At 67.6% G+C, this 6114-nt stretch carries 5 protein-coding genes; 4 read left to right on the top strand and 1 reads right to left on the bottom strand.

Features of this window, described 5'->3' with window-relative positions; genetic code table 11:
- Positions 1-511: 511 nt before the first annotated feature.
- Both FJY88_11025 and clpB read left to right on the top strand, forming a co-directional pair.
- Complete coding sequence (locus tag FJY88_11025; GenBank protein MBM3287866.1) at positions 512-1147, top strand: hypothetical protein; 636 nt, start codon at positions 512-514, stop codon at positions 1145-1147.
- Between the two features lie 54 nt (positions 1148-1201).
- Positions 1202-3802, top strand: coding sequence for an ATP-dependent chaperone ClpB (gene clpB, locus FJY88_11020; GenBank protein ID MBM3287865.1), 2601 nt, complete (start codon positions 1202-1204; stop codon positions 3800-3802).
- Here clpB and FJY88_11015 read toward each other — a convergent pair.
- Positions 3799-5172, bottom strand: coding sequence for a GGDEF domain-containing protein (locus FJY88_11015; GenBank protein MBM3287864.1), 1374 nt, complete (start codon positions 5170-5172; stop codon positions 3799-3801). The two genes, clpB and FJY88_11015, sit on opposite strands and share 4 nt — an antisense overlap.
- A gap of 202 nt (positions 5173-5374) precedes the next feature.
- Between FJY88_11015 and FJY88_11010 the strand changes: the two genes are divergently transcribed.
- Both FJY88_11010 and FJY88_11005 read left to right on the top strand, forming a co-directional pair.
- A complete protein-coding gene (locus tag FJY88_11010) occupies positions 5375-5719 on the top strand; it encodes a hypothetical protein (GenBank protein ID MBM3287863.1) in 345 nt (114 codons plus the stop codon).
- A 26-nt stretch (positions 5720-5745) separates the two neighbouring features.
- On the top strand, positions 5746-6114 hold a 369-nt coding region (locus FJY88_11005), incomplete at its 3' end, for a hypothetical protein (GenBank protein MBM3287862.1).

Below are 6114 nucleotides of genomic sequence, written 5' to 3'. Positions count from 1 at the left end.
CGATCAGTACAACCTCGCCGTCGTCCACGCGTTCTTCAAGAACCCGCCCCAGCGCGAGGGGCACACCCGATGGGTTCTGGGCGAAGTGCTCACGCAGAGCAAGGCCAACCTCTACGCGGTAGATCCGCGCAGCCCGACCTATCTCAGCATGTGCGCCACCTATTTGATGCTGGGCGATCCCGGGATGGTGATGGACGCGGCGCCGCCGCGCCTCTCGGTCCGGCTTGACGGCGATCCGATCGCCTCGGGCACGCCGCTGCTCCTCGCGGCCGATCAGGACTCGATCAGGCTTGAAGTGCGGGTTCGCGACGAGGTCTGGGCCAAGTCCCTGGTGATCAGCGATGCGCGGGGCGCGGTGGCCGACACGCTGATCCGGATCACTCCGGATCCGGACGACGACAGGGGATTCACCGCCTCCTACACGACGACGGTCTTCCCGCGCGACTACGACTTGCTCCTCGAGGCGGAGGACGGCACGGGGCAGAGAGCGACGGCCGCCTTCCCGGTCCGCGTGACGGCGGACTTCCAGACCAAGAGGCCCGGACGGGACTGGAGTCCGCTCGCGACAGGAGGGCGCGTTCTGAGCGAGGACTCGGTCCGGGCGGTCGTTTCGCTTCCGCGGTTCGTGACCGCGGAGGATCTCGAGGTTCTCCTGGATGACTCGCGGATCCACTCGCGGGCGGAGGGATCGGGTCTCGCCGGGGATCGGTCCCGCGTCTGGGTCCTGACGATCGTCGATCCCATCCGCGGCGGAACGAGCCGGACGCTGTCGGTGCGGATCGCGCAGTCGGACGGGGGGAGCGTCACCGTTCCCTCGCCGCCGATCGCGATCGAGACCGAGGCCTCCTTCGCCCTCGACGCCCTCTTCAACGTCCCGAATCCGTTCGCCGAGGAGACCTGGTTCTTCTACAGCCTCGGGGCACCGGCCGGCGAGGTGGCGATCCGGATCTACACGAGCAGCGGGAGGCTGATCCGCACGCTTCGGGATCTCCCGTCGCCCCAGAGCCTCAACGACCAGCCGATCCTGTGGGATGGGCGGGACGAGGACGGCGATCCGGTCGCCAACGGGCTCTACTTCTACAAGCTGACCGCGCGCGGGCCCCAGGGCGCTCTGACGCGGATCGAGAAGCTCGCCCGGGTCCGCTAGACTCGTCCGCGGCGCACGGCGCCGAGCGGCCGGTTCACGCTATTCGAGGAGGCCATGGGCACATTCAAGCCTGACAAGCTCACCGTCAAGGCGGCGGAGTCGATCGAGGCCGCTGAGCGGCTCGCGCGGGGGCGCGACCATCAGCGCCTGACCGTCGAGCATCTCCTGCTCGCCTTTCTCGAGGATGCCGATGGGATCGCTTCCCGCCTGATCGACAAGGCGGGCGCAGACCGCGGCGGCCTGGTCCGCGATCTGGAGGAATCGCTCTCGCGGCAGCCGAGGGTCCAGGGCGCCGGCGATCTCCATCTCGATCCCGACCTGCGCAAGATCCTCGATGCGGCCGACGACGAGCGGGAGCGGATGAAGGACGACTATGTCTCGACCGAGCACCTGTTGCTCGCCGTCGTCGGTTCCGCCACGGACGCCTCGCGCGCCTGCAAACGAGCCGGCCTCACGGGAGAGCTGCTCCTGCGCGCGCTCGCGGAGATCCGCGGAGGAGCCCGCGTGAGCGACCAGAATCCGGAAGAGAAGTACGAGGCGCTCGCCCGCTACTGCCGCGATCTGACCGAAGCGGCTCGCAAGGGCGAGCTCGACCCGGTCGTCGGCCGCGACATGGAGATCCGCCGGATCCTCCAGGTCCTCTCCCGCAGGCGGAAGAACAACCCGGTCCTGATCGGCGATCCCGGCGTGGGAAAGACCGCGATCGTCGAGGGCCTCGCCCGGCGGATCGTGGCCGGAGACGTCCCCGAGGGGCTCAAGGAGAAGCGCGTGCTCTCCCTCGACCTGGGCGCCCTCGTCGCCGGGACGAAGTTCCGAGGGGAGTTCGAGGAGCGGCTGAAGGCCATGCTTCGGGAGGTGAAGGAGTCGGAAGGAGATGTGATCCTCTTCATCGACGAGCTGCACACCCTCGTCGGGGCCGGCGCCGCGGAGGGGGCGATCGATGCCTCGAACCTGCTCAAGCCGGCCCTCGCCCGCGGGGATCTCAGGTGCGTCGGCGCCACGACGCTCGATGAGTACCGCAAGAGGATCGAGAAGGACGCCGCCCTCGAGCGCCGCTTCCAGCCGGTCCTTGTGGGGGAGCCCTCCGTGGAGGACACGATCGCGATCCTGCGCGGTCTGAAGGAGCGTTACGAGGTTCATCACGGCGTCAGGATCCAGGACGCGGCCCTCATCACTGCCGCGACGCTCGCCGATCGATACGTGAGCGACCGCTTCCTGCCCGACAAGGCGATCGACCTGGTTGACGAGGCGGCCGCGGGGCTGCGGATCGAACTCGACTCGATGCCGGCGGAGATCGACGAGCTGGAGCGGAAGATCCGCACCCGCGAGGTCGAGCGCGAGGGTCTGCGAAGAGAGGAGGACCGACAGAGCCGCGATCGCCTGCAGGGCGTCGAGTCGGAGCTCGAGTCGCTCCGCGCCGATCTGTCCCAGTGGAAGGGGCGGTGGCAGAGGGAGAAGGAGATCGTCCAGAAGACGCATGCGATCCGGGCGCGACTCGACGCGCTCAAGACGGAGGAGGAGAAGGCGGAGCGGGAAGGGAACCTCGAGCGCGTCGCCCAGATCCGCTACGGCGACGCGCACGCGCTCCACAAGGAGCTGAAGGGGGTCGAGGCGAAGCTGGCGGAGGCCCGAGGGGCCCAGCCGATCCTCAAGGAGGAAGTCGGTCCGGAGGAGATCGCTGAGATCGTCTCCCGCTGGACCGGAGTCCCGGTGACCAAGATGCTCCAGGGCGAGGTCGAGAAGCTGCTGCGCATGGAGGAGCGGCTGAGGGAGCGCGTCGTTGGGCAGGAGGAGGCGCTGCGGATCGTCTCCGACGCCGTCCGGCGGGGAAGGGCGGGGCTCTCCGCCCCCAATCGGCCGATCGGGTCCTTCCTCTTCCTGGGTCCCACCGGTGTCGGGAAGACCGAGCTGGCCAAGGCGCTCGCCGAGTTCCTCTTCGATGACGAGGGGGCCCTCGTGCGCATCGACATGTCGGAGTACGGCGAGCGTCATGCGGTCGCCAGGCTGATCGGCGCGCCTCCCGGCTATGTGGGATACGAGGAAGGGGGGACCCTGACGGAGGCGATTCGCCGCCGCCCCTATGCCGTCCTCCTCTTCGACGAGGTCGAGAAGGCCCACCAGGACGTCTTCCACATCTTCCTCCAGATTCTCGACGACGGGAGATTGACCGACAGCCAGGGGCGGACCGTGAACTTCGCCAACACGATCGTCATCTTCACCTCGAACCTGGGAACGGAGCGAATCCAGAAGGCGCGCGGGGCGGATCCCGAGTTCCTGAGGCAGGAGATCTGGATGATGCTCCGCCAGCACTTCCGTCCCGAGCTTCTGAACCGGATCGATGAGATCGTCATCTTCCGCGCCCTGGGCGAGGAGGAGATCGCGAAGATCGTCGATCTGCAGCTCGCGTTCCTGCGGCGGATGCTCGAGGCCCGATCGGTTCGGCTCGAGGCGACGGATAGGGCGAAGAAAGCGCTGGGCGAGATGGGGTTCGATCCCGACTTCGGCGCGCGGCCACTCAAGAGGACCATCCAGCGGGAGGTCCAGAATCCGCTCGCGCGCAAGCTCCTCGCCGGCGAGGTCAGGTCGGGGCAGACGGTCGTGCTCGATCGATCCGACGGGAACGAGTGGGTCTGGACGGTTCGGGAGGCGACCTAGCCGGGACCCCCGGCGAAGCGGACCCTGTTTTTCCCGTCGCGCTTGGCTTCGAGGAGCATCTGGTTTGCCACCGCCCAGAGGGCCTGGGCGTTCTCTCCGTGGTCGGGGAAGAGCGCGACGCCGATCGAGACGGTGATCCGCTCCGACACGGCCGCGCCCTTCAGGTCCTGCACCTGGAAGGGCTCCTCCTCCACCGCGGCGCGGAGCCTCTGTGCGATCGCCAGAGCCGTTTCGCCGCTCACGGGAGGGACGAGGAGCGCGGCGAACTCCTCGCCGCCGTAGCGGGCCAGGGTGTCGCTCGTGCGCAGCATCGCGCGCAGGATGCATCCGACCGTCACCAGCGCCCGGTCGCCGCCCTGGTATCCGTAGAGAGTGTTGAAGTTCTTGAAGTCGTCGATGTCCACGATGCAGAGCGCGAGGCTCTGTCTGCGGCGGCGGGCGATCGAGACCTGCTTGTCGATCTGATCCTCGAAGTAGGGCCGGTTGTAGAGGCCGGTCAGGTAGTCGAGAAAGATGAGGGACTGCAGGCGCACGGCGCTCGCCAGCAGCGTCTGCGAGTGCTGGCACAGCAGAGCGGCGAGGGCGATCCGGTCGGGCGTGAAGTGGCGCGGCCGGGGGTCGTAGGCCTGGACGACGGAGCGCCACCCGGCGATGTCGTCGCCGATTCCCAGATAGATAGCGCTTCCCGCCTTCCTGGAGGCTCTGAAGATCGGATCGAGGGCGGCGAAATCGCTCACAGAGATCACGTGATCGCGCAGCCGCGCGAGATCCCGCAGGCGGGTCGCCGACAGAACCAGCGCGGATGGCCGTCCTTCTCCCCAGATCTGGCCCGCGGGATGCTCGATGGGGGCGAAGGTCACGCTCTCCGTCTCGATCATCTCCCCCAGAATCGGCTCGAGTCGCAGGATGATGTCCCGGGGAGAGGCGACGCGATCGCTCAGAACGAGCATCCCGTGGTCCGTGAGGAGCTGCCGCACGACGGAAGCCTTCAGCGTCGCGGCCGGTCCGGTCTCGACCGGAAGCGGGATGACATCGAGGCCACCGCCGTCGGCCGGCGCGTCGAGAACGACCGAGATCCTGAGGCCGCTCTGCGGCTCGAGGATTCGAATCCGTTCGCCTCCCTCCACAGCGGTCCTTGCGACGATCTGCAGACGTCCCTCGGCCAGCAGGGAGCGGAGGATCTGCCGCGCGGTCTCGCGAATCTCGACCGGCGATCCGCCGGAGATGGCGCGGGAGGCCGCGTTCATCATCTCCTGGCCCATGATGCGCCGGGGAAGGAGGTCCCGGAGGAGCTCGAGATAGCCGACGGGGATTCTCTTCAAGCCGGACTCCACGCTGTCGATGCCGACCCATAGGCTAACTGGTTCCATCAGAATCAGTTATAGATAGCCCATGAGACGGCGAGCCAAATGCCACCGGCGCGTGGATTGGTCAACTTCGATTCTAGCACGGATGGCCCCCGCGCGGCGGGCCAAAGTTGCGTTGACAGACCTCTTTGGCGGGTATAGTTTTAGGTTGGATCGGGGCATCATGTTTGCCCTGGCCGGGGTGGTTCACAAACCGAGGTGTGCCATGGCTCCTCGAGGGCTTGTCTGGTATCTGAATGTCGCGGCCCTGATCGTGCTCCTGATCGGCCTCGGCGTTCCCGAGTCCCAAGCGGTCGAGCTTCCTGCCCAGCAGGGTTCGCCTGGAGGTGGATCCGACTGGCTTGCCGTCGATCCTCCCAGGGACGGTGGTGGCGGGTCAGGAGGCGAAGGCGGGGATCCTGACGAGGTAGTCGTCTACCGGATCGCGCCGACCGGTCCCCCCACATCCGAGATCTTTGACGGGCAGGGCGCCGGATCGATCTCGATCAGGGGCGTTCGGGAGGCGGTCAGGATCAGGGCTCTCCTGTTCTGGACAGGGATGGCGCGCTAGGCGCCTCCTGCGCGAATAGGTAGGGGATGGAATCGAGTGACGAAAAGCGGGGCGTAGCTCCGCGCATACCCTCGACACAGGCCGGGGCGTCGGGGATCGATCAAGCGCTCACGCTGATCGACCTCGACATCGATCTCGGCGCGCACGGGCAAGCGCTCGAGCGAATCCTGGAAGCGAGGAGCGCGCGGCCTGCCCTCTCGCCTGAGGAGAGCTTCCTCCTGGATAGGCGTCAGGCGCTCTGTCTGGAGAGGCTCGGCAGGACCGATGAGGCCCGCATCGCGGCGAGGGCCGCTCTAGATGCGGCGCCGCCAGGCATTCCCCCGATCGAGCGCGTTCGATGCCTCCTGGTGGCCGGCAAGGCCGCTCTCGAGCTTGGCAACCTGCCGGCGGCCCGC

The organism is Candidatus Eisenbacteria bacterium, from assembly GCA_016867495.1.
Classification (GTDB): domain Bacteria; phylum Eisenbacteria; class RBG-16-71-46; order CAIMUX01; family VGJL01; genus VGJL01.
Note: the sequence above shows the minus strand (reverse complement) of the source record. Positions and strands in the feature narration are given on the sequence as shown.